The sequence below is a fragment of the Sorangiineae bacterium MSr11367 genome (assembly GCA_037157805.1).
Lineage (GTDB): Bacteria > Myxococcota_A > Polyangia > Polyangiales > Polyangiaceae > Pendulispora > Pendulispora rubella.
In genome coordinates this window covers 5,158,430-5,183,561 of sequence record CP089983.1, presented here as the reverse complement: position 1 = coordinate 5,183,561, position 25,132 = coordinate 5,158,430, and the positions used below count along the sequence as shown (strand labels likewise).

Genomic DNA, 25,132 nt, shown 5'->3' with positions numbered 1-25,132 from the left:
AATGCCACGACGATGAACTCCACCATGTCTACGGCGCCCTCCTCCAACCGTACGGCTTCCTCCGGTTCGATCGCGGGGAAGTACCGTCTCATTTTCGAGCTGGGGCGGGGCGGCATGGCGGACGTCATGCTGGCCGTCATTCAGGGGCCAGGCGGGTTCAACAAGCTGCAAGTGCTCAAGCTCTTGCGCCAAGAACTCGCGGTTGAGCCCGAATTCTGCTCGATGTTTCTCGAGGAGGCGCGGCTTTCGGCCCGTATCAACCACAACAACGTCGCCCAGACGAACGAGGTCGGGTTCGATGGGGAGCGGTACTTCATCGCGATGGAGTACCTCGAGGGGCAGAGCCTCGACGAGCTGATGCGCCGCGCAAAGGCGAGGGGCATCCCGCTGCCGCTCGGCGTGGTCGTGCGGGCCCTGGCCGATGCGTGCGCGGGCCTTCACTTCGCCCACGAGCTGAAGGACTTCGACGGCACGCCGCTGCACGTCATCCACCGCGACGTGTCGCCGCAGAACATCTTCGTCACCTACGACGGCATCACCAAGCTTCTCGACTTCGGCATCGCCAAGGCGAGCGACTCGAACATTCGCACCCAGGCGGGGACCATCAAGGGCAAGATCGCCTACATGGCGCCCGAGCAGCTTCTCGGGGTGGCCCACATCGATCGGCGCGCGGATATTTTCTCTGCGGGCTCGGTGCTGTGGCGCACCATCACGGGAAAGCGCATGTGGGCGGGCGCCTCGGAGATGGAGATCCTCCAGAGCCTGGCCAACCATCGCATTCCCGAACCCGTGGCGCTCCCGGGCATCCCGGACGACTTGGTGCGCATCTGCAAGAAGGCCATCCTGGCGAATCCGGCGGAGCGCTATCCCACGGCGGCCGCGTTGAAGAGCGATCTCGAGGCGGTGCTCACCAAGATCCCCGGTGGCACGCACGAAGACGTGTCGGTCTTCGTGAACGACCTGCTCGCGGAGCGCCGCAAGGAGATCGCGTCGGCCATCGAGGCGAGGCTCACGTCGTCGGAGCGGGTGCCGTTTACCACCACGCGCTCGATTCCGCGCTTGGAGCCCACGGCGAGCTCCACCGCCAGCGGCTTGCTTGAGACGGCGGGCAGTGCTGAGGTGTCCGGCGTCTCGCCACCACCGCCTTCGTCGCAGCGCCATTGGGGTCTCCTTGGCGCGGTGGTCGTGGCGGGCGGGCTCGTGGCGGCGGCACTCATCGCGCGCCCCGGTTCCGCGCCCTCGGCGGATTCCGTGCCTCCTCCGTCCTCGGCGGCGGCTCCGCCTCCGTCGACCGGGGCGCCGAAAGCCGAGACGGAGGTGACCGTGGAGGTAAACCCGCCCACGGCCAACGTCACCATCGACGACGTCATGCTCATGGGCCGGCCCGCACGCGGCACGTTCCCCCGCGACGGGCGCGAGCATCGCTTGCGCGTGCAAGCAGAGGGCTACGTCACGAAGACCCAGGACGTCGCCTTGGACATTTCCAGCGTCCGCCTGGAGCTCTCTCTCGAAAAAGAGCACCGTTCCACCACGACGTGGCGTCCTACGGGAAAGGGGAAGGGCGCCGCGCCCTCCGCCGCCGCATCCCCGCCGCCCGCCGCCTCGTCCCCGCCGCCCGTGCAACAACCCGACCCTCCGCCCGTAAAAACGGCCAAGCCGGGCGTCGACACCATCGACAAAGACGATCCCTGGAAGAAGTAGAAGAGGGAACCGCCAGGACGCCAGGATCGCCAGGGGTGAACGGCTGTTTTTTTTGTTTTTCGGCGGTCTACGACTGTGTGACAAAAACCAAAAAACCAGGGACCAGGGTCGTCTTTGGGTGACACCCCTGGCGACCCTGGCGTCCTGGCGGTTTTCTTCCTCCGGGAGCCGCTAGAACGCGACGCAGATGACTTCGTCGGTGCGGAGCACGGATTCTTGCTCGAACTGCGCCTTGTAGGCGGTGCGGATGTCCTCGAGCTTCTGCGAATTTTGCCGCGAGCCGTCGTGGTAAACGAGGAGAAGCTTCGACGGCTCCTTGATGATCTGCCCCGTCGACATGCGGTACTGGCCCTTCACGTCGATGATGCTCAGACCATCCGGAAAGCGGGGGGTGATCTCCGCGTCCACGAACGCCGCGAAGTCCGCCTCGGGGATCGGCGTGCCCTTTCGATCGAGCCCGAAAATCAGCTCGGTCGAGACCATGGGGGTCGCGCCCTGGGGGGCGGTCTTCACGTCGCACTTGTGCTTCTTCAGGTCCTCGTCGAGGCCCTGCTGCGTGCTCGGATCCGAGTTGGTGGACGCTGCACATCCCGTGCTGGCAATGGACGAGAAGAGCGTGATCGAACAGATGGTGGTCAGGGCATAAAGGCGATTCATCATGGAGGTGGAAATCCCCTTCGTGGTGATTGGCTGGGCGGTGAATCTAGAGGGAGTAGTCGCAGTTGGGCGTGGTGGTGTTCTGCTGGATGCTCTGGGACTCCACCCGGTAAACGAGGCCGGAATCTTGCGAGTATCCTTCCCCCTTGTCCGTATCGGGATGACTCTTCAAGCATGCCAAAGGAATGTCGGCGGCCACGTCCCCTGTCTCCAGATTGAAATTCAGAGGTCCAGAGGCACCATTGATGTCCACCGATTGGCCGCGCCCCAACGTGTTCAGCGCCACGCCGATTTTCCTTCGATAGAGATCCGCAGGGTCGCCTGACACGAGGTTCTTCATGGCCGCCACGATGTCTCTGCCCGTCACGGTCGGCGGCTTGTTCCCACTGGTCGCACTCGTGACAGCGTACGCAATGATGTACGTTGAATCGTAGGTTCCCGCCAGGCCAAATTCATTCACGCGGCCTTTGATGCTCGCCGCCTCCCCGAGATAGTTGTTGTCGACGAATGCAAAGTAGTTGTCCCTAAAGTTGGAAAACACGGAATTTTCCACGGAACCGAGGCTCGGTGATGCATACAATGTCCGTGTCGCAACACTCGAATACCGCGTCATCAGGTCTTTGAGATCCGCCACGAGGCCTTCGGTGGCCACGTAGTAAGGGCGCGGCTGGCCCTTCGTATTCGGCAGATTTCCCCACAGGTCTTCGGTCTGCGGAATGATTTTAGCCTGCGATTCCGCGAGCCCGAACGTCAGGATGATGTGCGGGGCAAAGTCCTTTATCTGCTGTTGGATGTCGGATGCGGAGGGGGCGCTGTCGCTGGTTCCGTAATTGAAGTCGCGGTAATCCTCGGCCTTGATTGCATTGAACGCGGCCGTATTCCGGAAGGTGGCATTCAACCCCTCGCCGTAGGAGTCGCCGCGCAGCATGGTGAGGATGCGTACTTTGGCTTGTGCGGACAGGTTGTATTTCGCGCGCACACCCGGAATCAGCTTTTGCTGCACGTACGTCGCGATGGCCTGCGCTTGGTACGTGTCCGATGGAGCCGTGCGCCATAGAAGCCCCTGGGCCGGGCCCTCTCCGGGACCATAATCGCGCAACAGTGTGATGTTCTCCCCGGTCGCCGATGGCGAAATGGTGAACACGCCATGGGGGATGGTCACATCCGTTGCCATGGCAACCGTCGTACTGGTCGACGGAGTGCCAATGATGGCGGCCACGTTCACCCGCTCGACCAGGTGGCGTGCACTGCGCAACACCGTCGCGTTGTCGTTCTCGCTCGCACTCCGGTCGTCGCAGACGATGGCCACCACTGGACGAGTTCGACCGCCGGATCCCGCGACTTGCGGGAGCCCCTTCGTTTCCTTGTCGAAGTCGTCGATGGCCGTGCGGACCGCCGCCTCGTACGGCTTGTACCCACCATTTTCGCCATAGGGTCCGGTGAGGGAGATGACCGCGCCGAGGTACACGGCATTGTCATCTTGGTAGTTGCCGTAGATGTAGGGGCAATCGCTGCTGGTCAGCGGCTGGCACGTCTTGTCGCTCTTGCGGCAGAAGTTCGTGCCCGGAAACCGCGTGCAGTCTTGGTTGACGGTGCACTGGTCGACGTCCTTGCCGAGCGTCGCCGTGCAGGCGGTGTTGGAGGCCATGAAGCCGCCGAGCGCCAAGGCCAGAGCACCTACGAGGAAGGGGGTGCGAATCATGTTCTTTCTCTTCTAGAAACGCCCGACGATGCTGACGCCCCCGGGCGTCACGCGCGCGGCGGCCTGGGCGGAGTTGGATTTTTCCGGCTTGTGCAGCGTGAGGTAGAGCGAGATGCCACCCGCGACGACCGTGGCGGCGGTGAGGGCGTCGGCCACGATGGAGAGCGTCCTCGTCTTGGAGTGCGCATCGTCGATCTGGGTGCGCGCATTCGCGGCCTGCCGATCCAGCGCGTCGTTCTGATCCGAGTTGGCCTTGAGCGCGAGCAACCCCGTCACGACCGCACCGGTGGCCAGCGCGCCCGTGATGCCCCACGCGACGTAGGGAGCCACGCTCTTCTCTTCACGCTGCGCGATCTCGCGCTTGGGCAGTTCGATCAGCTCGATGCTCAGCTGCTCGACGTCCGATCCGGCGAAGACGAGTGACTTGGTTTGCGGAAAGTAGCCAGCCTTCGTCGCGGCGATCCTGCGGCGCCCCGGATTGACGAGGATCTTCTGCGGGATCGGCGTCTGGCCCACGGGCACGTCGTCCACCGTGATGGCCGCGCCGGGCACGTTCGTCGTGATGGTCACCGTGGCGATGTTCGGACGGAGATCTTGAATCTCCTTGTTCACGGCGGTGCGGCGCTCCTCGGGAACTTCGTCACCGCCGTCGAGCAAGTAGCGCTCGAACGCCTTCAACGCCTCGACGTAATCGTTGGTCTTTTTGTAGCAAAGGCCGATGTTGTAGAGGATGCGGTAGCTCGGTGCGAGCTCGTACGCCCGCTCGAACTCCACGCGCGCCGCAATGGTGTTGCCTTCGTCGTACAGCTTCAAGCCGCGCGTGTAGCGGGTGCGCGCCTCCTCCATGCGAGGGCTCATCCACGCGGGTGTGCCTTGAGCTCCCGACTTGCCCGCGCCCTGCGAAGGCGGGGCAGGGATCGTCGGCTGCGGAGGTGAACCCGATGGGGTTTGCGCGAGCGCCGTAAAGGGCGCCGTGGCGATGGCTGCGATCAGAAGGAGTGAAATCCTGCGCCGGCGGCACTTCATCAGCCGTGCATCTTTCCTACTCTGCAGTCGCTTCGTCAACGAGGCGCCGAGGTAGGCAAGTCATTTAAGCCATAGTGCGCCCGAGCTCGAGAGACGCAGGAGGCTACGCAAGGCGGCGACGATGCGATGCATGGATGGCGGCGGCGAGTCGCCGTACGCCATGATCGCGAGTGGAATTCGATGGATGGCCAGTTCGCGCAACGAGGCGGAAAATCCCGCGCGCCACATCGATTCATCGATGGCGCGCCCGGTCGCACGTTCGAGTGCGCGACGGTGGTATTCGACGTAGTGCGCAACCTCCTCGCGGTCCGGCTCGGCACGCTGCATGGGGAGCGTGTGGACGAGCAGCTCCGCGAGATCGCGTTGTGGAACGTGCAAGGTCGCAAGCTCCCAATCGCACGCGATAACCAGCGTTTTGCCCGCGAAGCCGAGGTTCGCCGGGTTGAACGCGTTGTGAATCAACGTGCGCGGCTGCTGCTCGAAAACCGGCCACCACTCGCCCAGGCTCGTGATCGCATCGCGTGCCTCGACCAAATCGCTCGCCAAATCACTCGGAAGGTATTCGGCGAGGGCGAGCCAGAGCGGCATGGCCTCGAGCATCCGTTCGCTCGACGGCGGCACACCGAGCCAGGGTTGCTCGAGGAGCTCGCGTTCGCGCCCATACCAAACGGAGTGGATCGACGCCGCGGCATCGAGTGCCGCCTCCACGTGGGCGCGCTCCCACTGCGAAGCGTCGAGCCATTCGACGTCGCGTAAGTACTCCATGACGAGTACGAAGGCGCCGCGGCTTGGATCGCGGTACGCATCGTAGATGGCCGGCATGTGCCGCGTGAGGCGCGGTTCCGTTTGCGCGCACACGCCGAGCTCCCGCGACTCGCACGCCTCGACCCCCGTGTGCGCGGCAAAGCGCGCGTAGGCTTTGGCGAACTGGGCACCGCTGGCGCCCTTCATGGCGAGCACGCGATCCTCCGAGAGCGCCTTCACCTTCACCATGACGTCGTGTTCGCTGGACGGCGCACCGGGCACGTCGATGCGAAGCCGGTAGGGCAGGAGGCCCATCAACTTCGTCACGCCGCGCGCCCGAAGGGCCGGCGCGATGCGGGGCTCGATGACGCCCTCGAGGGGCTCCGCGGAGGCGACGACCGCCGCATCGCCGCGCATCCGCTTGGCCGCGCCGTCGAAAAAGCTCGGGCGGGCCAAGTCTTCCCGAGCGAGCCATGCCATGGGCTTGTTGCGACCGAGGCGCTCGTGGGCCATCACGAACCTCTCGCTCAGCGACGCCGAGAGCGTCGACAGATCCAGCGCAAGGCAAAAGCCCGCGATGATCTCCGCAAGCCGCGCCGCCCCGCCGTCGCCGAGGCAGCCCATGAGTTGAAGCATCTCGCGCTGCCGCGGCAGGTGCGTTCCGCCGCCCACCGTGCCGACGACCAGGTTCGGCAGGAGCATGCTCGCGTAGAGTCCTCCGTCGGCCAACTGCAGCGAGAGAAGCCCACCGGACGACTCGTGCACGCACGCGATGTCCTGCCCCGTGGCGGCGAAGATGGCCGCCACGGCGTTGCTCGTATTGATGTTGTGGCTCACCAGCCCCGCCTGGAACGAGCCCGACATGTAATGCTCGTGCGCCTGCACGGCGGCCTCGGGGCTCACCTTCAGGACCTCGTGCAACACCGCACGCGGCACGTAGCAGTCCGCGGCCACCCGGAAGCCGCGCCCGCGCAGAAAGGAGAGGAAGGAGAACTTCTTGTCCCCGGCCATGTTCCCCTCCACGCTGAAGTGCTCGAGCTCGAAGCTTTCGACGTGCCGGATCTCCTCGAGCACCCAGGTGCAGGCTTGCCACGTTGCGGCGGTGGTCATGTTCTGACCGGCCGCATCGCCCGTGGTGTACCGAAAGATCACGTGCACGGTGCGCCCGAGCACGTAGGGCTCCACGCCGAGCAAGTTCGCGTGCTTGGAAACCTTGCGGACTTCCTTGGAGAGAACCTCGACGTGCGTGCGGATCCACTGCCCGAACGTCGCCGCATGGCCCACGTCGCGAAACACGAACAGGGGGGCGCGCACCATTTGCTGGTGGAGGACCCGGGTCGTGACCCCGCCTGCGCGCGACAAGGCAAGGGCCCCGCGCGTGGTCGATGCCACCAGGGCCCCCTCCGTGGTCGCAAACGGTGCGAGCACCAAGCCAAAGCTCCGAAAGAGAAGCGGACCGGCCAAGCCAACCGGGATCTCCACCCCGCCGATCAGCCCCTCGATGTTCTTCGCAAGCCGCTCCGCCGAGAGCGATGTTTCCTCCATGTGATCGAGCGGTACCCCGGTCATCGCGGACGCGAACGCGAGGCGCTCACGACGAGCTTCCTCCGTGGCGATACCCCGGCCTGGCAGCCTGGGGAGCACCGGGGGAGGGGGCGGGAAAAGCTCCGAGGGTCGCTCCATGGAAGGACGTCCTTCGAGCTCGGCAAGGGCCTCGCGAGCGAACGCGAGCCGTGCGCGCACCGCCGCGTCCTCGCCCGAGAGATGAAGCACGAGCTCGTCATGCACGCAATCCGTGTCTTCGACCGAGAGATCCCCAAATGGGACATCGGCAAAGATGCCCCGAAGGTGTACGCGACACTCGGTCAGCGTGGCACCTCGCATTACCTGAGGGCCGTCGCCGTTCGCGAACACGACACGCAACGCTCGTTCGGTCACCGCCTCGATGCGCCCCTCGTAGGTGACAGCTTCGAAAACGAACGAAACCTTCGACCCAGCGCCCTCTGGAATTCGCCGGTCGCTGCCCATGCGATTCTTGCCCATCAAGGTGTCCGCAGAGTACCAAGGATCTTGCGCAATCAGGTCCAAGACTCAAAATGCTTCGAAAGGCAGATCTCCATGGGCGATCTCTTGGAAGACACTGCGGTACACGGTAAAGACGGCGAATACACTGCCGAGGTCGTGCAGGACTGGAACGCATTCGGGCCGGTGGGAGGCTACCTCGCCGTCATCGCATTGCGCGCGGCCGGGGCGGCCAGCCAATTCGACCGGCCCGCGAGCATCAGTTGTCAATACTTCGGCCCGGCGACCTTTGGGCCGGTGCGGCTCTCGGTGCAGCGGCTCCTTGCGGGCAAACGCGCGGAGTCGTTCCGCGTCACCATGACCCAACAAGACCGTCCCATTTTGGAAGCCATCGTGTGGACGATCGGGGACATCGCACAAGGCCTCGAAGACCGCGAGGCCGCCGCGATGCCCGACAGCCCCCCCATCGACAGCCTCACCGAGTGGGAACTGCTCGCCGCACCGATGGCGCCGTCCCCGCGTCTCAGGTTCTGGCAGAACATCGATCAACGGTTGATCGGCTGGCAAGGCTGGCACCAAGCGGGCGAGCCCCGGCTCGATGGGTGGTACCGCTATCGTCCGCGCCCCGTCATGTCCGATCCCTTCGCCGACGCGGGGCGTGCGCTCATCATCGTCGACGCGGGCGCGTGGCTCTCCGCGATGAATCCTTATGTGAGCCGCACCCGAATCGTGGCACCGACGATGTCGATCAACGTTCGCTTCTACCATCCCGCCAACACGGAGTGGATGCGCTGCCGTTCGCGCTCCGACACGACGTTCGGCGGATTGATCGACAGCTCCTCCACGGTGTGGACGAGCGACGGAAAAACGGTGGCCCACGGCGATTGCCAGATGCTTTACCGCACCAGTGGCCCGCTCCCCGCAGGATCCCTGCCTTGACCCAGGGCCCAGCGTCCGGGCTGGAGTCGCAGGAGCCAAGTGCTCCACTTGGCTTCGCACAGCAGTACTTATGGTTCCTGCTGCAATACCCGGACGCGGGCCCCGCGCGCCTCAATGGCAATCTGGTCATCGAGTTTCACGGCCCACTCGATGTGCCCCGTCTCGAGCATGCCCTCTTCACCATCGAGGAGCGGCATGAACCACTGCGAACGTACTTGCGCGTCGAAAAGGGGCAGCCCCGCCAAGTCGTTGCCCAGGCCGCGAACGAATCGCTGCGCATCGTGGACATTCGCCCAGAAGAGCGGGAGACCGCCCTCGATGCCGCGGTCCGCGCGGAGATGGAAACGCCACTCGATTTCGTCCGCGGGCCGGTCCATCGCCGGATTTTGCTGCGTTTGGGCCCCGAGGAGCACGTTCTCTTGTGGACGGCCAACCATATCAACGTGGACTTCTGGTCGTACCGCATCCTGATCTCCGAGCTCCGAGAGCTCTACGGCGCACCGGACTACGGACGTCCGACGACGTTGCCCCCGCTGCCGCTCCGTTTTTCCGAATTTGCGCACGCCCAGCGCACGGCCCCCAACGATGAGCGCCGCGCCCGATTTTGGCGCTCCTATCTCGAGCAGTCCGAGTGCTACCAGCCACCGCACCGGGGACCGCGCCGCACCCGGCCATCGCCCGAACTCACGCGATCGATTCCCATCGAGCCCGATTGGATCGGTCGAATCGACATCGTGGCCCGCGATTTGGGCTGCACGCGATTCTCCATCTTGCTCGCGGCCCTGGGGCTCGTCGCCCATCGTTGGTCGGGTGCAACGGACATCGTTTCGCTCGTGGCATCGGCACATCGCAGCTCGCAAACGAAGCATCTCATCGGCCCATTTGCCGATATGTTGCCGGTGCGGGTTCGTCTCTCACCCGAGCAGACCCACGCCGACCTGGTTCGCGCGGCGCAATCGACGATCTTGCGCGCCTTATTGCACGAGTTGCCTCTGCGCAAAGTCGAAGACGCTACGGGGCGAACCTATCGGTTTACATTCGGGGTTACGGACCATTTGCCGTTTTACGATCGGGTCGCATCCGAGGGCGAGAAAGAGCCCGCGCGGCGAGCGCTCCAGCGATCGGATGCGGCGGAAATCGCGTGTGGACGGATTACGCCGGATACCCACTTTCGCGTCTGGGCACTCCCCATGCGGATGTACCGCATGGATCTTCTTTTTACGATGGAGCGAGATCTCTTGCTCTGCACCTACCAGCCGGATCTCTTCACCGAGGAGGCCATCGACCGCGCATTGCGTTGGTACCTCGATGCCCTAAAGGTCATCTTCACGTCACCGCAATCGGCCATGGCTTCAATGAGTTTGCTATGGGCGCGGGCGGATGATAATTTGTCCTCAACTAAATGAGCTTATTACGTCGTGCCTCTCTGTTTGGGAGTGCGGGTTTTCGCTCGGTGTGTGTGGCGGCAGGTCTGGCCGCGGCGTGGAGCGCGGTCGTTGGCGCCTCGGGCTGCACGGTCATCTTCAACGATGACGACCGCCAATGCGATGGCAACGCCTCGTGCGCGCGCTTTCCGGGCACCTATTGCAGCGACAGCAATATCTGCGTGCCCACGGAAGGGTATTGCACGAAGAACGTAGAGTGCCTGGATCGCAATCCGGGCAAGACGGTCATCTGCCGCAAGGACCAGAATCGCTGCGTCGAGCTCCCCGTCGGGGCCTGCAACGGCCTGATCGGCGACGCGAACGACTTGAAGAACGACGACACGGTCATCCTCGGCTTCGTCGATCCCATCGTCGATCCGAAGTACACGCCCATCGGTCTCGCCCAGCAAAACGCGGTGGAACTCGCCCTCAGGGAAGTGATGAAGGGGCCGACGTCCGGCCTGCCCCCCATCCGGGCAGGGGCCGCGAGCCGCCCGCTCGTCTACGTGAAGTGCGACGAGAACCCCACGTCGTTGGCGGCCACGTTCAATCACTTGATCGACGAAGTGAAGGTTCCGGCCATCATTGGCCCCACCTTCAGCGGCGACGTTCTCACCATCGCCAACACGAAGGCACTCCCCACGAAGACGCTGCTCATCTCCGTGTCGGCGAGCTCGCCGCTCCTCACCACGCTCCCCAGTAGGGATCCGCGCCTCGTCTGGCGTACCGTTCCGACGGACTACCTGAACGCCAAAGTCCTCGCGACGTTCATTCCGAACTACATCGAGCCGGAGCTCAAAGATTCTTCGTCGGGTACGGTCAAGCCCGCGGGCGCGCAGATGAAGATCGCCGTCGTTCACAAGGGCGATGCGTTCGGCACGGGGTTCGAGCGGGCGGTGTACCAGCAGCTCACGTTCAATTCCAAGTCGGCGGAGGCCAACGCCCAAGCGGGTAACTACGTGCCGGTCAACTACGGCGACCCGAACGACCCGAACAACACGAACCCCGCGGCCAAATACGCCGCCGCCGTGCGCTCGGTGGTCGACGCCAATCCGCCGCCGCACCTCGTCGTGTTCCTCGCCACGGCGGAGGTCAACAAGAACGTCTTCCAGCAAATCGAGGCGCAGTGGAAGCGGACGGACTACCGTCCCAAGTACATCTTCGCAACGGCCGCTCCGAAGACGAAGGAACTGACCGACATCATCGGGGCCAACCAGGACCTTCGCTCGCGCGTCATCGGAACGGAAGCCGGGACCACGAGCGCGCTCTTCTCGCAGTTCCAGACGCTTTACACGGGTCAAAACTTCACCACCGGCGGGCCGCCCACGTTCTACACGGCTGCAGCCTACGACGCGGCCTACATGCTGACGTACGCCGTTGCGGCGGTGGGTTCGAATCCACTGACGGGCGAGAGCATCGCCCGTGGCTTCGAGAAGCTCGTTCCCTCGGGCGTTGGCGTCGACGTAGGGGATACGAGTGCCATCCCGTCGGCCTTCCACGAGCTGGCCGAGGGTCGAAACATCGACCTCAATGGCGCAACCGGCCCGCTCAATTTCGACGTCTCCACGGGCGATGCCGAAACGGATATCCAAGTCTGGTGCGTAAGCGCAGGCAGTGGCTCATTTGCGTCGACGGGCCTCTTTTACAACTCGAACACCAAGGCGCTCTCCGGCTCGTACAGCAAGTGCCAATAGCTTCGTAGCAACGGTAGCAACCATGGATTTCGGCTGGTCGGCATCGCAAGCATCTCTCTACGATGCAGCGTTGTCGTTCGCGCAGGGAAAGCTCGGCGGCCCCATCGTCGAGCACGAGTTTTCCCACGAGCGATGGACGCTTTGCAGCGAATTCGGCCTCGCGGGCCTCTCGGCCCCGCAGGCGCATGGGGGCATGGGGCTCGATGCGCAGACCACGGCGCGCGTCCTCGAGGCCTTCGGGCGCGGGTGCCCCGACTTGGGCCTGCTCTTTTCCGCGTCGGCGCATCTTTTTGCGTGCGTGATGCCCATCGCCGAACACGGCAGTGAGGAGCTTCGCGCGCGGTTGTTGCCGCCGCTGGCCTCCGGCGCGTGGATCGGCGCCAACGCCATCACCGAGGCGGGGGCTGGCTCCGATGCGTTCGCGCTCAAGACGCGCGCCGAGCGCGTGGGCGGCGACTACGTCCTCCACGGCGAAAAGAGCTACGTCACCAATGGCCCGGTTGCGGACGTGTTCCTGGTCTACGCCTCCACCAACCCGAGCGATGGCTATTTGGGAATCAGCGCCTTCGCCGTCGACCGGGGAACGCCCGGGCTGGTCATCGGCAAACCCTTTCGCAAAATGGGCCTGACCACCGCGCCCATCTCTCAGGTCTACTTCGAGAACTGCCGCGTCCCCGCGGCCAACCTCGTCGGGCCGGAAGGCAAGGGGGCCTCCATCTTCAATGGCTCGATGCAATGGGAGCGCGCCTGCCTCTTCGCCATCTACCTCGGGGCCATGGAAAGCCAACTCGAACGGGTCGTGGACTACGCCGTTGCGCGCAAGCAATTCCGTAAATCGATTGGAAAGAACCAGAGCATCTCGCACCGCATCGTGGACATGAAACTGCGGCTCGATTCGGCGCGCCTCATGTTGTACCGCGCGTGCTGGAAGGCGGACCGCGGTGAAGATGCTTCGATGGAAATCGCCGCCTCGAAGCTCGCGGTGAGCGAGGCCGCCATCCAGGCGGGGCTCGACGCCATTCAGATTCACGGAGGCCTCGGTTTCATGGAGGAGTCGGGCATCGAGCGGGCCCTTCGCGACGCCGTCCCCGCGACGATTTTTTCCGGCACGTCCGAGATCCAGCGGGATCTCATCGCCCGAAAGCTCGGACTCGGATGAACACGGCGCCCACGGTGAACCTGGCGCGCCTGGTGCTGGACTCCGCCGCGCGCTCGCCGGAGCACCTCGCCGTGCGCGCCCCCGATGCGAGCTTCACCTACGGAGAGCTCGACGAATGGGCCAATCGGTTCGCGCACCGGCTCCGCGAGCTCGGCGTCGGGCCGGGCGATCGCGTGGCCATTTGGATGGACAAAGGCGCGCGCGCCATCGCGGCCATGCAGGGGGTCCTGCGGTTGGGGGCGGCCTATGTGCCCATCGATCCTCTGAGTCCATCGCTGCGCGCGCAATCGATTTTCGAAGACTGCACGGTCAAGGCCGTGGTCACCCAGACCGCGAAGGTGCTCGCCGAGGGCCTTCCCGCACTTCGCGTGGACGATCCCGAGGAGGCCGCCCGGCTGGCCCGCGCGCCGGTGAGCCCGGTCGGTGACGTGGCGCATGCCGAAGACGAGCTTGCATTCATCCTGTACACCTCCGGATCGACGGGCCGCCCCAAGGGCGTGTGCATCTCGCACCGCAACGCGCTCGCATTCGTCGAGTGGGCGGCCGGCGTCGTCGGTGTTTCCGCGCTCGATCGGCTGTCGAACCACGCGCCGTTCCACTTCGATCTCTCGGTGTTCGATCTGTACGTCGCCTTTCTCGGCGGGGCCTCGTGCCACATCGTTCCGGAGGGCGTCGCCTACGCCCCATCGCGCGCGGTCGAGTTCATGGCCTCCGAGGGCATCACCCTTTGGTATTCGGTCCCCTCGGCGCTCATCCTCATGATGGAAAAGGGAAGGCTCCTCGATCTCGGCGCGCCACCGCGCGCGGTGGTCTTCGCGGGCGAGCCATTTCCCATCAAGCATTTGCGCACCTTGCGCGAGGCTTGGCCGAACGTGCGCCTTTTGAACTTCTACGGCCCCACCGAGACCAACGTGTGCACGTGGTACGAAGTGGACCGCATCGAGCCCGGTCGCCTTCACCCCGTCCCCATCGGCCGGGCATCCTCGGGCGACCGCGTTTGGGCCGAGAAGCCCGACGGCACCGTGGCGGGCCCCGGCGAAGAAGGGGAGCTCTTCGTCTCAGGCCCCACGGTGATGCTCGGCTACTGGGGAAAGCCTCCGCAAGGGGATGCACCGTACGCGACCGGCGACATCGTCCGTCTCCTCGACGATGGCAACTATTTCTACGTTGGCCGGCGCGATCATATGGTCAAGGTGCGGGGCCACCGCATCGAGCTCGGCGACATCGAGGCCACCTTGCTCGCCCACGCCGCCATTCAGGGTGCGGCGGTGGTCATCGCCGGCACCGGCCTCGAGGCACGGCTCGTGGCATGCCTGGTCGCGCGCGGAGAACGCCCGCCGCTCCTCGATTTGAAACGACACTGCGCGGAGCGCCTGCCGCGGTACATGATCGTCGACGAGAGCCAATTCTTCGACGAGCTTCCCGTCACGCCCAACGGAAAGACCGATTACCAAAGGCTCGCCGAGCTCGTGCAGCTTCGTCGAGAAGGAAAACCATGAACGCCGAACACGTCATGGCCGAACTACGCAGTTTCATCGTGTCCGAATTCCTCGATGGCCGCGAAGACGGCTTCGACACCACGACCCCGTTGCTCGAATGGGGAATCGTCGATTCGATGACCCTCGTCTCGGTCCTCGCCTTCATCCGCGATCGCTACGGAGTCGAGGTCCCCGACGACGAGCTCACGCCGGACAACCTCCGCACCCTGGAAGCCGTCACGGCGCTGGTCGTTCGACTCTCGTCCTAGAACGTTCCCACCAGGTGCACGGAGCCGAGGCCCGTCTTGACCCGGATGGTTCCCGCCGCGGGCGTCTGCGGAGACTCTGGCTCCGACTCCGCCTGGACGGCCTTCACCGTGAAGTACACGGACACGCCGGCCCCAATGATGGCCATACCGCCAAAAATGTCCGCGAGGATCGCGTCACGTCGCATGGCGCTGTGCGCGGAGTCGAGGGCGTCGTTGTTCTGCTGCTGCTGGTTCTTGAGATCGTCCAGATCGTTCGACTTTTGCGAGGCCAGGTAGGCGAACACCCCGGCGCCGCCTGCGAGAGCTGCGGTGGCGGCCCAGCTAATGATGGCGCGGTTGCGCGGGCCGGTGTCCTTTTCCGGCTTTTGATCCTGCACGGAGACGCTCAAGTCCGTGGGCCGCAACTCGACGGCGATCGAATCGGAGCCGACGACCTCCACGACTTTGCTGGCCGGTGCGTATCCCTCTTTCGATACGGTGACCTTGCGGCGTCCCGGATTGACCACGATGGAGTAGGAGAGGGGCGTCTTGCCCACGACGACGTCGTCGACCGAGACCTCCGCGCCCTTCACCGGGCTGGAGACTTCGACGCGTGCCACGCGCGCCTCGAGCAGCGTGATTTCCTTCTGCACTTCGGCCCGGCGGCTCGCGGCGATTTCCGCCTTGCCCTCGTCGAGGTAGCGGGTGAAATCGCGCTGGGCGGCGGCGAAGTCCTTCAGGGCCTTGTGCAACTTGCCCATGTTGTAGAGCACTTTGTACGAGGGCGAGAGCGAGTACGCGCGTTGAAACTCGACCAGCGCCGCCTCGTACGCTTCCTCGTTGAACAACTCGACCCCGCGCTCGTAGTGGAGCCGCGCAGCATCGAGCTTGTTCGCCGGCGTAGCCTCCTGCTGCTGTGCCGGCGCCGGTCCGGGCGCATCCTGCGCGAACGCCGCCTTCGCCGGCACGGCGGCCAGCGCGGTGATCGTTGCCATGGTGACCAAACCCCGCCCGAGAGTCTTCGCGTTCATGAACAGCCCTCTCTGCCTGATATCAAAGTAAGAGACGCCCCCATCTTCGCTCATTTGAGAGCAAAACACTACTTCGCGTACGGATTGTCTTGGTCGATGCTGGTCTTCTTGGTCGGCGGGGCGGGACTCGGCGTCGGAGCGGGCGGCGGAGGTGCGACCGCAGGCGGGGGCGCCGGAGTGTTGTCGTTGTTGGATTCCACCGGCGCTTTGCCCGAAGTTCTGGCCGGCCGATAAGGGGCAGCCGCCGGCGCCGTCTTGGTCAGCGTCAGTTGGACGCTGCCCGTGGGCGCGGTGAACTTCACGTATTGCTCCGCCAAACCGTACCCCGGGGCCGTGCCCACGATGCGATGCACCTTGCCGTCGCGCACGAATTGCTGGCGCGCCGGGTTCGAGGACAAACGCACGTCGTCCACGGAAAAGCGCGCGTCGGACGGCGTGCCCGACACCGTGAGCTCGATGTACTCCACGGCGGCCACGGTGGAAGGGGACTTCTCGTCCTTGCCGGGCGCGTCGGGCGCGGCCGCCGGAATGGGCACCGCGGACCCGACCGGCGTGGCCGGCGCCGTGCGGTCACCGTGATGCAAGTAGTAGTACCCACCACCACCCGCCACCGCCGCCAGGCCGAGGAAGCCGAAAGCATACGCCAGTCCAGCCTTGCGCCGCGGGGCCTCCGTGACGAAAGGACTCTGCACCTCCATCGTTCCGGAGGCCGTGGTGATGGGGATGCGCGGAATGGCCGGTACCACGGGCTGCGAAGAGCGCGTCTCCTTGCGCATCTGCGTCTCGATGGCGGAGCGGATCTCGCGTCGCTCCTTTTGAAACATTTCGGTGACGTATTGCGACACGTCCCGTTCATCGATCCGCCCCGAATGCGCGTTGATGTAGTCGTTCAACGCGAAGCGCAGCTCTTCGGCCGACGAGAACCGATCGTCCGCGTTGCGTGCGAGCGCCTTCATCACGATGGCCTCGAGGTCGGGCGGTACGTCGGGCTTGACCGTCGACGGCCTCGGGATCTCCCCGCCGGCCACGCGCTGGAAGATCTCGATGTCGGACATGCCCTTCCAGAGCTTACGTTCGGTCGCGACCTGCCAGAGCATGACGCCCATGGCATAGATGTCGATGCGCCGATCGATGGGCAAGGTGAGAAGCTGCTCGGGCGCCATGTATGCGCACTTGCCCTTCAACACACCAGTGCGCGTGTGCTGCTGCGAATCGGCCGCTTTGGCGATGCCGAAGTCCACGAGCTTCACGTGGCCGTCGTAGGTGACGAAAATGTTGTGCGGCGACACGTCCCGGTGAACGAGGTGCAGGGGTTGTCCCTCGAAGTCGCGGAATTCGTGCGCGTAGTGAAGGCCCGCCAACGCGTCGCTCAAGATGCGCAGGTTCAAGGCTACGGGGAACCGACCGCTCTGCGACGAGGCTCGTCGAATGATGGCCTCGAGCGAATGGCCTTCGAGGTATTCCATCTCGATGTCAAAATGAACTCCGTCGTGACCGACTTCGTTCACTTGCACGATATTCGGATGATTCAGCCGGGCCGAGAGCCGCGCCTCCTCGTGGAACATCGTGCGAAATTCAGGGTCGGATGCCAGCTCCTCGTGCAGCCGTTTGATGACCACCAGCTTGCTGAAACCCGCCGGACCGCGAATCACGGCCAAGTAGATGCGGCTCATGCCGCCTCGGCCCAATTCGAAAAGGAGCTCGTATTTGCCCGGAGCTCCAACAGGCGAAGACATCATCTTGCCCTCAAGTCTATACGCTCGAGACGGGGCGTACAACGATCTGGGCCGCCCGAACGTAATAGCGTAAACTTCGTGAACGAGCGTCGGAGGCCAAGCCGAACATGAGCGAACTGACGCACCCCGTCACCATCGGAAAATACCAGTGCATTCTGCGAATCGGCCAGGGCGGGATGGGGGAAGTCTTCCTGGGGGTGGCCCGCGGTCCAGGTGGATTCAGTAAGCTCAACGTTATCAAGAGACTGCGGCACGATGTCGCGGCGGACGAGAGCTTCATCGAGATGTTTCTGAACGAGGCGCGCTTGGCCGGCCGTCTCAATCATCCGAATATCGTCCAAACTAAGGAAGTTGGCGTCGAGGGCGACGCGCACTTCATGGTGATGGAATACCTCGAAGGGCAAACGCTCTTTTACGTTTTGCGTAAGCTGCGCCGTGGAGAGGCGTCGAGCGCTGCGCGTCTTGGTGGGTTGGGGTCGACCTTCAGCCCCATGCCCGAAAGTAGCCGTCCTTCGCACCTGAGCCGACCACCGGAGAGCCGGCCCTCGTACGCCGGGCCGCCCTCGCGCCCCTCGCGCCCTTCGTCCACACCGTCGTATGGCGGGCCCGTGTCGAGCCCTTCGTACGGGGGACCGTCCTCGAGCGGCGGGGTTCGCTCGCGTTCGATGCACCTGCCCCACGCAGCGGCCTCGGGTTTCAGCCTGGCGATGCACCTGCAGGTCATTTCCGACGTTCTCGCAGGGCTGCACTATGCGCACGAAGCGCAGGACTTCGCGGGCACCCCGCTGAATTTGATTCATCGCGACGTGGCGCCCAGCAACATTTTCATCACGTACGAAGGGCAGGTGAAGGTTCTCGATTTTGGCATCGCCAAGGCGGCCGACTCGGGGAATGCCACGCGGGCGGGGGTCTTCAAGGGCAAGGTCGCATACATGGCCCCCGAGCAATTCGTAAACGCGAACATCGATCGAAGATGTGACATCTTCGCTGTGGGCGCGACACTTTGGGAGGCCGCGGCGGGGACGCGCCTGTGGAAGGGGCTGTCGGATGTGGAGATCTTCCGCCACCTGGCCGAAGGGCACATTCCTCCGCCGAGCACGGTCGCGCCCAATGCCAATCCGCGACTGGAAGCGATCTGCATGCGTGCCCTCGCGTTCAACCGCGATCAGCGCTACGAGACCGCACAAGAGCTGCGGGCCGATCTCGATGCGCTGATCGACGAGCTGGGACGGCCCACGCGCGAGGAGATCGGTTTGGTCGTCTCGGACATGTTCACCGCCGAGCGCGCACAGACCAACGCGCTGATCGAGGCGAAGTTGCGCTCGCTGCGCAGCCAAGAGGCCGCCGCCGCAGGAAGAGCGGCCGCGGAAGGCTACGTCGCCGTGGCGCCGGATCCGACGGTACCTGCTGCGATGAGCCCCATTGCTGCGGCCACGGCGGCCGCCGCGGTCGAGCCCAGCATTCCGCCCCCGCAAAAATCGAGTCGCAAGGGGCTCGCGGTGGCCGCGATCGTGGTGCTCGGTGGCGTGGGGGTAGGGGGCGCGCTGCTGTCGAAGGGGAGTACTTCGAATGCTCCCCCGTCCACCCCGGCTTCGGCGAGCGCCGTCTCCTCCGTGCCGCTGACCTCGGACGATGCGGCGCCGCAGGCTCCACCGGCTCCCGCGGCGTTGAGTTTGCAGATCTCGGCAACACCGCGGACCGCGATTCTATACGTGGACGACGTGCGGCTTCCCAGGAACCCGCATATCGGGACCATCGTGCCGGATGCGCAATCGCACCGCCTTCGCGTCGAAGCGCCCGGGTATCGTTCCCAGACGGAGTTCGTGCAGTTTGCAGGTACGGAGCCGATCGAGCTTCATGTCGATCTGGTTCCGGAGAAGGCCGCCAAGCCGACGTGGGTTCCACCGCGCAAGCTTGCGCCCTCCAAGTCAGGCACGACGGAAGCTCCCAAGGCTACCGAGACGGCAACGGCAACGACGCCCCCATCGGCGCCTCCCAAACCGGCGCCCTCCGCGAAGCCGAAACCGTTCGAGATCGATGTGACGTCTCCGTACAAGAAGTAAGCAATAAGCCGCGCGCAATACGAGCTAGGCAGCTAGGCAGCTAGCGACGCATCGTCGCGAGGTGCTCGGCGATGGCCTCGATGGTGGGGTAGTCCCAGACCAACGTGGGCGGCAGACGCATCTCCAGCACCTGCTCGAGCTCACCGGCGATTTCGACGGTGACCATCGAATCGAGCCCGTAGCTCACGATCGGCTCGTCGGCCTGAATGCGATCCGGTTCCACTTCGAGAGCAGCAGCGAATTTGCCAATGAGCCAAGATCGCACCGACTGTGCCGAGAGCGACGCGCGACTGAGTGACGTTTCCAATGACTTACTCCTTGTCTAGAGCTTGACCGGAAGGGCGCGAAGACCGCGCAGCAAGATATTGTCCCCCCATTGAGGCACACTATCTACTATATCCAGACGCGGATAACGTCGCAGAAGCGCCGACAACGCAGCATGTGCCTCGAGACGTCCGAGGGCTGCCCCCAAGCAGAAATGAATGCCGTGACCGAAACCCACATGCGGTAGCGGCGAAATGCCCTGGCGGGTGACGTCGAGCACGTCGGGACGCGGGTAAATTTCCTCGTCGCGGTTGGCTGACCCTAGGAACACGAAGATTTGTTCACCTTTTTGGATCGTCCTGCCACCGATTTCGACGGTTTCCACGGCGTTTCGATACACGATTTGGAACGGACTATCGTAGCGCAGCAGTTCTTCGATGGCGTTGGGGACGAGGCCCGGATCCTTTTGGAGGCGCTCGAACTGATCACGATTCCGCAACAGTGCATTGACACCGTTGCCAATCAAATTGACCGTCGTCTCGTGGCCCGCGAAGAAAAGGAGGAAGCAGTTGGAAATGACCTCCGCCTGCGTAAGACGGTCGCCCGTGTCCTCCGCCACCAGCAACGCGCTCAGCAGATCCGGTCCGAGGCATTTGCGGCGTTCCTGGGCGAGATCACGGAAATACGCGACGAATTGCGCGCACGCTTCGTTGGCGGCGTCCATCGCGGGACCCGGGGTCATGGGCGCGAACGCCGGGGCGAAGCGGCGTGAGAGAAGGCGGATGAAGTCGCGGTCGGCTTGCGGGACGCCGAGCATTTCCGAGATGACCCCGACGGGCAGGGGCCACGCGAGGTCGCCGATGATGTCGATGTGCCCACGAGAAAAATCGCGCTCGGCCTCGTCGAGAAGGCGGTCGACGTAGCTCTCGATCCACGGGCGCATCGTTTGCACCACGCGGGGTGAGAAGGCCTGCTGCACGAGACGGCGCAGACGCGTTTGCGACGGCGGGTCCCGGAAGATCATCATTTGCTCGGACACCGCGGCGCACGGCGTGGGTTCGCCGGTGAGGGAGCGGAACTTCGGATTCGATTGGTAGCGATCCCACAGGGAAAGCTGGCTGCTGAACCGCGCCGGGTCCTTGAGGATCCTGAGGATGTCGGCGTGGCGGGTCACCATCCACACGCCGACGAAGCTCCAATGAACGGGATCGAGCGCGCGAATGCGGCGGTAGAAAGGATAGGGATCGCGCCGGAAGGCGGCCGTGAACGGGTTGAAGGGATCGCGCGAAGGCGGGCCGTCGCGTTCATCGGAGATGGAGACCGGACCGCTGGACGGACGCTCCGAGATGGGCGCGAGCATCTCCGGTTCCGATAACAGTGCTGGCTTGCTTCCCATATGTCCTCAGCCCCTATGAACGACGTCGAGCGTCTTGTCGCGATGGCCAATACGGCATTGGAAGCGGCGCAGCTTGCCACTCGATGTTTTGGGGATGGTCGCTGCCTTCAGCAAGAGTACCTCTGCCGGTCGCACGGCAAATTCGTCTGCGATGGATTTATGAATAGCCGCGACGATAGTCGTCGGATCTTTCGGAGCACGCTCGACCTCGGCAACGATGATGAGTTGCTCCTCGCGCTCGGCATGCGGGTCCTGCTGGCCCTGCAGGGGCTGGGTCGAGAAGGCGGCCGAGCATCCACGGCGGATCGAAGGATGGGCAGCCTCGACGACGGCCTCGAGATCTTGAGGAAAGAGATTGCGACCGCGAATGATGATCAGGTCCTTGCGTCGCCCCGTGACGAAGAGATCTCCGTCGTCGCCCGCGAAGCCGAGATCGCCCGAGCGGAGGCGGTTGCCCTCGAAGACCGACGATTCCGCATCGCCCCAGTACCCTTGCGCGACGCTCGGCCCCGAGATGAGGAGTTCCCCAACGACCCCCGGTCCGACGGGCTGGCCCGCATCGTCGACGATGGCGACTTCGTGACCGCCAACGGGCTTGCCCACCGCCACGAGGGTGCGAGCCTTGCGCGAGACGTGATCGTCGGCGGGCGTAAACGGAACCGCGCGCCCCGCTTCGAGAACGTCCGCATCCACGTCGAGTGTCCGGTAACCGCCCTGGCGTTCGCCGCCGCTCACCATCAACGTGGCCTCGGCCAGGCCGTAGCAGGGAAAGAACGAGGAGCTGCGGAAGCCGCACGGACCAAATAGCTCCGAGAACGTCCGCAGGGTGGCCGCGTTGATCGGCTCCGCACCGTTGAACACGACGGACCAACTGCTCAAATCGAGCGAGGCGCGCTCCTGCGGGGAGACTTTGCGGCTGCACAGATCGAAGGCGAAGTTCGGCGAGGCGCTGGTGGTGCCGCGGTACTTCGTGATCGCCCGCAACCACCTCAGTGGGCGCTGCAGGAAATGAAGCGGGGACATGGTCACGCACGGGTAACCGGCGTAGAGCGGCTGCAGCAGCTGCCCGATGAGGCCCATGTCGTGGTACGGCGGAAGCCACCCGACGTAGACACTGTCGCTCGCACCGCGAAAGCACGCTTCGTAGGTGCACTCCAAGTTCGCGAGCAAGTTACCGTGGGTGACAACGACGCCCTTCGGCGCGCCCGTCGAGCCCGACGTATATTGAAGAAAGGCGACATCGCTCGGACCGATGTTGGAGCCTGCCCGCTCGTCCCACTCCGCTTCGCTTCCCTCAGGAAGCGCATCGACGGCGATCCATTTCAACTTGGCCAGATCGGGCGCGTGCGGAGCGATCATCTCGACGAGCCCGAGAATGGGCTGCGTGGTGAGGACGACGTTCGCGCCGGAATTGGCGGCAATGGCCTGCAACCGAGGAAGGCCGCGCGCAAGCCTCGCCAGGGTAGGGGGATACGCGGGAACGGCGATGACTTTTGCGTGCAGGCAACCGATGAAGGCGGCGATGAAGTCGAGCCCGGGCGGAAAAATGAGAAGTGCGCGATCACCCGGCTGCGACCCACGAAGGCCGACCGCGATGCGGCGGGCACGCCGGCCCAACTCTGCGTAGTCGATGCTTTCCGCCTCGTCTTCACCGTCGAGCAAAAACGTGTACGCGGACGCGGAGGAACCTCCCGATTCTCGACTTCGCCTTATCGTCAAATCGACAAGGCTCCGATATCGGAGATTCTTTGGCATCTAATTCACCTTTTACCGACGCGGCTCGTGGTGGTCAATGCGCACCGCTCACGCCACGGCTCGTCTTCATGACTTTTTTTCCCGGGCCGCACGCTTGTAGATTCGTAGCACAGCCTACGGCAGGTGGCCCGTTTCCGGACGTCGGCGATTTCGATGTTGCAGCAACGGCAACACAGTGGCGGCAGCAGCAACAAGGCGCAGTCCGCGCGAAGGGTGACGCGGCGCGTACGATGGGACGATGGGAGGTTCGTCCGCCCGGAATTTCCCCGGATTCACGGGAGAAAGCCATGGTGGCGCCATCCTTCATGCACCGCTCGAGGATGTCATTTCGGGGCGTTTGGTCACCCACAGCAAGGGCTTGGTACACGCGCTGCACTACGGGGCCCCGTCGCCGATTCCGTTGCTCTGGCTGCAACGACGACGATGAAATCGAGGAACGAATGGCAAAGCCCTGGAAGGTCGGTGTCGTTGGTATGCGGATCGTTTCGGTTGGCCTCTTGGCTGCGAGCGCCGGCATGTTCACCGGCGGCTGCGGAGCGACGGACGAAAATGCGCGAGGCCCGAGCACGTCGGAACCGACCGACGAGAGTGACCCGCTCCACATCTCGATTGACGGCTTTGGATGGTGGCGGGGGTGTGCGGGTATCAACTTCGCGTTGCGCGGAGTTGCCAAGAATGTGACGTGCGTGGAGAGCGACGACCTCACCACCAACAACGAGGCGACCACACCGCTCGACAACTCGCTCCAGGGCTTACCGGCGGGTGCTTTCACGCCGCGCACGGATCGGCAGGTCATTTCGCCCGAGGGTGCCTCGCGAACGCCCATCACGAAGAAGGTGCCCGGCGTTCAAGTCTCCGCGAGCTTCGGCGACAAAGACGAGGCCCGCTTCGTGGTGCGCCTGCCCAATGATTGGAACGGCAAGCTGGTGACCGGCGCCTCGTCCTCGACCCGTAGCGAATACGGCCTCGATTATGCGTGGAGCGATTACGTCGTCCAGCAAGGCTATGCGTTCATTGCCACGAACAAAGGTATGTACAACGCGCGCGCGACGACCAAAGACGATCCCGCGGGTTGCCAGCTCGCGCCAGACGGAGCGCCGGGTCCGTTCTCGAACACGTACTTGCACTTTTACTTCGCGGACCCGCAAAATTCCTTCAAGGAGTGGTCCGTGCGCACGGTGCAGGCCGCCAAGATCGGTCAGCGCCTCTCGCTGGTGCACTACGGGCGGCTCGCGCAGCGCAATTACGCCGTCGGTATTTCGGCGGGCGGGTGGACGGTGCGTCACGTTTTGGAGAATTACCCGGCGTACTTCGACGGCGGCATCGATTGGGAGGGCGTGCTTTTCACGGCGGAACAGAATCTGCTGCGCGATTACCCGGTCGCGCTGTCCAACTGGCCGGCGTACCGCAGTTCGAATTACGACACGAACAGCGACGCCTACAAAAACATCATCGCCTATGGCTACGGCGACGAAGTCAAAGTGGGCCCGCAAGCGGCCAATCCGTTTAGCCCGCAGCAAGGCTCGTATTTCGAGACGCACGCGAACAACTACTGGCAGCTTCTGCACTGCTTCGCGGCCCGCAAGGTCGACCCGACGTACAACGGGCCGTGGGCGCAGTACGATTACGGCGCCCGCGATGCGGAGTTGCATCTGACGGAAAAGTCCAAAGACGGAATCACCAGTGGCAAAATCCGGAGGCCGCTCATCTCGGTGGCGGGCACGATGGACAACATCTGTCTGATGAAGACCGACAACCGCGTCTACCGCGACTTGGTGGTCGAGAACGGACGCGGCAACCTGCACCGCCTGTACGAGGTGCAGAACGGCAACCACATCGACCGATACAAACAGAGCTACGGCTTCTCGACGCTCGAGTTCGTTCAGCCGCACGCCCAAGCCGCGTTCGACCAGCTCGCCCAATGGGTCGAAAAGGGCGTTCCGGCGCCGAAGGGCCAATGCATCCCCCGCGGCGGCAAGCTCGTCGGCGACCGAGAGGCCGGGTCGCGGCCGGAGCACTGCGCGAATTTGTACGAGCCCTAGGCCGAGGGAGGGCGCCGAACCGAGGGGAAGGGGGCTTCTGGATGCCGCTAA

18 protein-coding genes are annotated in these 25,132 nt (G+C 64.2%); 9 read left to right on the top strand and 9 right to left on the bottom strand.

Annotated elements, in window-relative coordinates:
- Window positions 1-24: 24 nt before the first annotated feature.
- Window positions 25-1,701 (top strand): protein kinase, encoded by a 1,677-nt coding sequence (locus LVJ94_20240; protein ID WXB09549.1) that lies wholly within the window; start codon window positions 25-27, stop codon window positions 1,699-1,701.
- 171 nt (window positions 1,702-1,872) lie between these two features.
- On the opposite strand, the gene LVJ94_20235 is transcribed toward LVJ94_20240, so the two are convergent.
- Genes LVJ94_20235 through LVJ94_20220 form a run of 4 tightly spaced genes read right to left on the bottom strand, consistent with a single transcriptional unit; the run spans window position 1,873 to window position 7,873 of the window.
- The gene (locus LVJ94_20235) at window positions 1,873-2,361 is read right to left on the bottom strand and encodes a DUF3574 domain-containing protein (protein WXB09548.1); all 489 of its coding nucleotides are present in this window, start codon (window positions 2,359-2,361) and stop codon (window positions 1,873-1,875) included.
- A 43-nt stretch (window positions 2,362-2,404) separates the two neighbouring features.
- Window positions 2,405-4,060, bottom strand: a complete 1,656-nt coding sequence (locus LVJ94_20230) for an ABC transporter substrate-binding protein (GenBank protein ID WXB09547.1) — start codon at window positions 4,058-4,060, stop codon at window positions 2,405-2,407.
- Between the two features lie 12 nt (window positions 4,061-4,072).
- Window positions 4,073-5,086, bottom strand: a complete 1,014-nt coding sequence (locus LVJ94_20225) for a PEGA domain-containing protein (GenBank protein WXB09546.1) — start codon at window positions 5,084-5,086, stop codon at window positions 4,073-4,075.
- A gap of 60 nt (window positions 5,087-5,146) precedes the next feature.
- The gene (locus tag LVJ94_20220; GenBank protein WXB09545.1) at window positions 5,147-7,873 is read right to left on the bottom strand and encodes a phosphotransferase; all 2,727 of its coding nucleotides are present in this window, start codon (window positions 7,871-7,873) and stop codon (window positions 5,147-5,149) included.
- 75 nt (window positions 7,874-7,948) lie between these two features.
- On the opposite strand from LVJ94_20220, the gene LVJ94_20215 reads away from it, so the two are divergent.
- From LVJ94_20215 to LVJ94_20190, 6 genes are read left to right on the top strand one after another with little or no spacing between them, the layout of a single operon-like run.
- On the top strand, window positions 7,949-8,791 hold the full coding sequence (locus LVJ94_20215) for a thioesterase family protein (GenBank protein WXB09544.1): 843 nt from the start codon (window positions 7,949-7,951) through the stop codon (window positions 8,789-8,791).
- Window positions 8,788-10,197 carry a condensation domain-containing protein gene (locus tag LVJ94_20210; protein WXB09543.1) on the top strand — a complete coding sequence of 470 codons (1,410 nt, stop codon included), beginning with the start codon at window positions 8,788-8,790 and terminating at the stop codon, window positions 10,195-10,197. Before LVJ94_20215 ends, LVJ94_20210 begins: the two co-directional genes overlap by 4 nt.
- A 53-nt stretch (window positions 10,198-10,250) precedes the next feature.
- On the top strand, window positions 10,251-11,909 hold the full coding sequence (locus LVJ94_20205) for an ABC transporter substrate-binding protein (GenBank protein WXB09542.1): 1,659 nt from the start codon (window positions 10,251-10,253) through the stop codon (window positions 11,907-11,909).
- A gap of 22 nt (window positions 11,910-11,931) precedes the next feature.
- Window positions 11,932-13,068: an acyl-CoA dehydrogenase family protein gene (locus LVJ94_20200; GenBank protein WXB09541.1), complete on the top strand. Its 1,137-nt coding sequence runs from the start codon at window positions 11,932-11,934 to the stop codon at window positions 13,066-13,068.
- On the top strand, window positions 13,065-14,567 hold the full coding sequence (locus LVJ94_20195; protein WXB09540.1) for an amino acid adenylation domain-containing protein: 1,503 nt from the start codon (window positions 13,065-13,067) through the stop codon (window positions 14,565-14,567). Before LVJ94_20200 ends, LVJ94_20195 begins: the two co-directional genes overlap by 4 nt.
- Window positions 14,564-14,815: an acyl carrier protein gene (locus tag LVJ94_20190; protein WXB09539.1), complete on the top strand. Its 252-nt coding sequence runs from the start codon at window positions 14,564-14,566 to the stop codon at window positions 14,813-14,815. Before LVJ94_20195 ends, LVJ94_20190 begins: the two co-directional genes overlap by 4 nt.
- Here the strand turns inward: LVJ94_20190 and LVJ94_20185 are convergent.
- The gene (locus LVJ94_20185) at window positions 14,812-15,825 is read right to left on the bottom strand and encodes a PEGA domain-containing protein (GenBank protein ID WXB09538.1); all 1,014 of its coding nucleotides are present in this window, start codon (window positions 15,823-15,825) and stop codon (window positions 14,812-14,814) included. The genes LVJ94_20190 and LVJ94_20185 overlap by 4 nt on opposite strands.
- Before the next feature lie 68 nt (window positions 15,826-15,893).
- A complete protein-coding gene (locus tag LVJ94_20180; GenBank protein WXB09537.1) occupies window positions 15,894-17,564 on the bottom strand; it encodes a serine/threonine protein kinase in 1,671 nt (556 codons plus the stop codon).
- 104 nt (window positions 17,565-17,668) lie between these two features.
- On the opposite strand from LVJ94_20180, the gene LVJ94_20175 reads away from it, so the two are divergent.
- A complete protein-coding gene (locus tag LVJ94_20175) occupies window positions 17,669-19,624 on the top strand; it encodes a serine/threonine protein kinase (protein ID WXB09536.1) in 1,956 nt (651 codons plus the stop codon).
- A gap of 40 nt (window positions 19,625-19,664) precedes the next feature.
- On the opposite strand, the gene LVJ94_20170 is transcribed toward LVJ94_20175, so the two are convergent.
- From LVJ94_20170 to LVJ94_20160, 3 genes are read right to left on the bottom strand one after another with little or no spacing between them, the layout of a single operon-like run.
- Window positions 19,665-19,931 carry an acyl carrier protein gene (locus tag LVJ94_20170; GenBank protein WXB09535.1) on the bottom strand — a complete coding sequence of 89 codons (267 nt, stop codon included), beginning with the start codon at window positions 19,929-19,931 and terminating at the stop codon, window positions 19,665-19,667.
- 15 nt (window positions 19,932-19,946) lie between these two features.
- Window positions 19,947-21,248 carry a cytochrome P450 gene (locus LVJ94_20165; protein WXB09534.1) on the bottom strand — a complete coding sequence of 434 codons (1,302 nt, stop codon included), beginning with the start codon at window positions 21,246-21,248 and terminating at the stop codon, window positions 19,947-19,949.
- A gap of 42 nt (window positions 21,249-21,290) precedes the next feature.
- Window positions 21,291-23,039 (bottom strand): fatty acyl-AMP ligase, encoded by a 1,749-nt coding sequence (locus tag LVJ94_20160; protein ID WXB09533.1) that lies wholly within the window; start codon window positions 23,037-23,039, stop codon window positions 21,291-21,293.
- A 440-nt stretch (window positions 23,040-23,479) separates the two neighbouring features.
- Between LVJ94_20160 and LVJ94_20155 the strand changes: the two genes are divergently transcribed.
- Window positions 23,480-25,081 carry a hypothetical protein gene (locus LVJ94_20155; GenBank protein ID WXB09532.1) on the top strand — a complete coding sequence of 534 codons (1,602 nt, stop codon included), beginning with the start codon at window positions 23,480-23,482 and terminating at the stop codon, window positions 25,079-25,081.
- The last annotated feature ends 51 nt before the right edge of the window (window positions 25,082-25,132 follow it).

What these genes read in the sequence shown, in the direction of transcription:
- LVJ94_20160 (WXB09533.1), bottom strand. Translation starts at nt 23,039, where the DNA reads ATGCCAAAGAATCTCCGATATCGGAGCCTTGTCGATTTGACGATAAGG.
- LVJ94_20240 (WXB09549.1), top strand. Translation starts at nt 25, where the DNA reads ATGTCTACGGCGCCCTCCTCCAACCGTACGGCTTCCTCCGGTTCGATC.
- LVJ94_20225 (WXB09546.1), bottom strand. Translation starts at nt 5,086, where the DNA reads ATGAAGTGCCGCCGGCGCAGGATTTCACTCCTTCTGATCGCAGCCATC.
- LVJ94_20195 (WXB09540.1), top strand. Translation starts at nt 13,065, where the DNA reads ATGAACACGGCGCCCACGGTGAACCTGGCGCGCCTGGTGCTGGACTCC.
- LVJ94_20230 (WXB09547.1), bottom strand. Translation starts at nt 4,060, where the DNA reads ATGATTCGCACCCCCTTCCTCGTAGGTGCTCTGGCCTTGGCGCTCGGC.
- LVJ94_20165 (WXB09534.1), bottom strand. Translation starts at nt 21,248, where the DNA reads ATGCTCGCGCCCATCTCGGAGCGTCCGTCCAGCGGTCCGGTCTCCATC.
- LVJ94_20185 (WXB09538.1), bottom strand. Translation starts at nt 15,825, where the DNA reads ATGAACGCGAAGACTCTCGGGCGGGGTTTGGTCACCATGGCAACGATC.
- LVJ94_20175 (WXB09536.1), top strand. Translation starts at nt 17,669, where the DNA reads ATGAGCGAACTGACGCACCCCGTCACCATCGGAAAATACCAGTGCATT.
- LVJ94_20215 (WXB09544.1), top strand. Translation starts at nt 7,949, where the DNA reads ATGGGCGATCTCTTGGAAGACACTGCGGTACACGGTAAAGACGGCGAA.
- LVJ94_20235 (WXB09548.1), bottom strand. Translation starts at nt 2,361, where the DNA reads ATGATGAATCGCCTTTATGCCCTGACCACCATCTGTTCGATCACGCTC.
- LVJ94_20200 (WXB09541.1), top strand. Translation starts at nt 11,932, where the DNA reads ATGGATTTCGGCTGGTCGGCATCGCAAGCATCTCTCTACGATGCAGCG.
- LVJ94_20190 (WXB09539.1), top strand. Translation starts at nt 14,564, where the DNA reads ATGAACGCCGAACACGTCATGGCCGAACTACGCAGTTTCATCGTGTCC.
- LVJ94_20220 (WXB09545.1), bottom strand. Translation starts at nt 7,873, where the DNA reads ATGGGCAAGAATCGCATGGGCAGCGACCGGCGAATTCCAGAGGGCGCT.
- LVJ94_20155 (WXB09532.1), top strand. Translation starts at nt 23,480, where the DNA reads ATGGCAAAGCCCTGGAAGGTCGGTGTCGTTGGTATGCGGATCGTTTCG.
- LVJ94_20180 (WXB09537.1), bottom strand. Translation starts at nt 17,564, where the DNA reads ATGATGTCTTCGCCTGTTGGAGCTCCGGGCAAATACGAGCTCCTTTTC.